This window comes from Ruegeria sp. AH12 (assembly GCF_056541465.1).
This window is the reverse complement of the sequence record NZ_JBQFYL010000037.1, coordinates 1-1,869: the sequence shown is the minus strand read 5'-3', so window position 1 is coordinate 1,869 and position 1,869 is coordinate 1. Positions and strand designations below refer to the sequence as shown.

General features: G+C 60.6%; 1 protein-coding gene and 1 pseudogene. Both read left to right on the top strand.

Annotated elements, in window-relative coordinates; all coding sequences use genetic code 11:
- Positions 1 to 1,373: beta-eliminating lyase-related protein (locus ACR0EL_RS21360; protein WP_480502159.1), on the top strand; the 1,373-nt coding region annotated here is incomplete at its 5' end.
- Positions 1,374 to 1,470: 97 nt separating this feature from the next.
- A pseudogene (locus tag ACR0EL_RS21355) lies at positions 1,471 to 1,869 on the top strand (hypothetical protein); the annotation flags it as partial.

Sequence of the window (1,869 nt, the reverse complement as noted above, 5' to 3'; positions counted from 1 at the left end):
TGGACCGGGCGATGATCCCGCTGGGCTCCTGCACCATGAAGCTGAACGCCACGATCGAGATGATCCCGGTCACCTGGCCCGAGTTCGGCAACCTGCACCCGTTCTGCCCCGAAGATCAGGCGCAGGGCTATCATGAGATGATCGATGATCTGAACGACAAGTTGTGCCAGATCACCGGCTATGACGCGATCAGCCAGCAGCCCAACTCGGGCGCGCAGGGTGAGTACGCAGGCCTCTTGACCATCCGCAACTATCACTTCGCCCGGGGCGAAGGGCAGCGCAATGTCTGCCTGATCCCGACCTCGGCGCATGGGACCAACCCGGCCTCGGCCCAGATGGTGGGCTGGCAGGTTGTGCCTGTGCAGGCGGATGAGAAGGGCAACATTGATCTGAATGATTTCCGCGCCAAGGCCGAAAAGCACTCGGACCATCTGGCCGCCTGCATGATCACCTACCCCTCGACCCATGGCGTGTTTGAGACCACCGTGCAGGAGGTCTGCCAGATCACCCATGATCATGGCGGTCAGGTTTATATCGACGGCGCCAACATGAACGCCATGGTGGGTCTGTCGCGTCCCGGAGACATCGGCGGTGACGTCAGCCACCTGAACCTGCACAAGACCTTCTGCATCCCCCATGGCGGCGGCGGCCCCGGCATGGGTCCGATCGGCGTCAAAGCGCATCTGACCGAGCATCTGCCCGGCCACCCGGAATACGGCACTGCCGTGGGTCCGGTCTCGGCGGCGCCCTTTGGGTCGCCCTCGATCTTGCCGGTTAGCTGGGCCTATGTGCTGCTGATGGGCGGCGCGGGTCTGACGCAGGCCACGAAAGTGGCGATCCTGAACGCCAACTACATCGCGGCGCGGCTCAAGGATGCCTACCCGATCCTCTACACCTCGGAAACGGGTCGCGTGGCGCATGAATGCATCCTCGACACCCGCCCGCTGGACGAAGCGGCCCATGTCAGCGTCGATGACATCGCTAAGCGTCTGGTGGACAGCGGCTTCCACGCGCCCACCATGTCCTGGCCGGTGGCCGGCACCCTGATGGTCGAGCCTACGGAATCGGAACCCATGGACGAGCTGGACCGCTTCTGCGACGCCATGCTGTCCATCCGCTCCGAGGCACAGGACATCATCGACGGCAAGATCGACGCGGAAAACAACCCGCTGAAAAACGCTCCCCACACGGTGCGCGATCTGGTCGGCGACTGGGACCGTCCCTACACCCGTGAACAGGCCTGCTTCCCCCCAGGCTCCATGGGCGTCGACAAATACTGGTCCCCCGTCAACCGCGTCGACAACGCATACGGCGACCGAAACCTAATCTGCACATGCCCGCCAATGACCGAATACATGGACGCAGCTGAATAAACCTCAATCAATAAACCCCCGCCAACTGGCGGGGGTTTTCAATCCGAATTCGGGAACGACTGCTCGCGGCCGAAGCGCTAAAGAAGGTGGAGGAGAAATGAAGCATTATGTCCCTGTAAATGACCATGCGCATTTGACCGAAACCACGTTGGCACGACCCAAACGAGACCATCAGATCGAGATCATTCTTTGCGAGGGCGGAGCGGAAGCATCGGCAGATATGCTGGTTGATTTCTATCGTGCCCTGAATGAACTGAACGAAGGCCATACTTACATTACAAATATCCGCCCCATTGCCGACGGTGCTGCGGGCGGACCCTTGCACTGGGCCGGGCGAACCGCGATTTTCTGGGGGGATATCTATAAAAGCTGGCCTCTGACACCGTCGGACAAAACCTGGATCGCCCAAGTATTGAACCTGTCCTACCGATCAATTCTCGTTGGCGGTGCAGTGTTTCTTCTCGCCCAGACTAGTCGCGCAACCAAGCGGATTGCA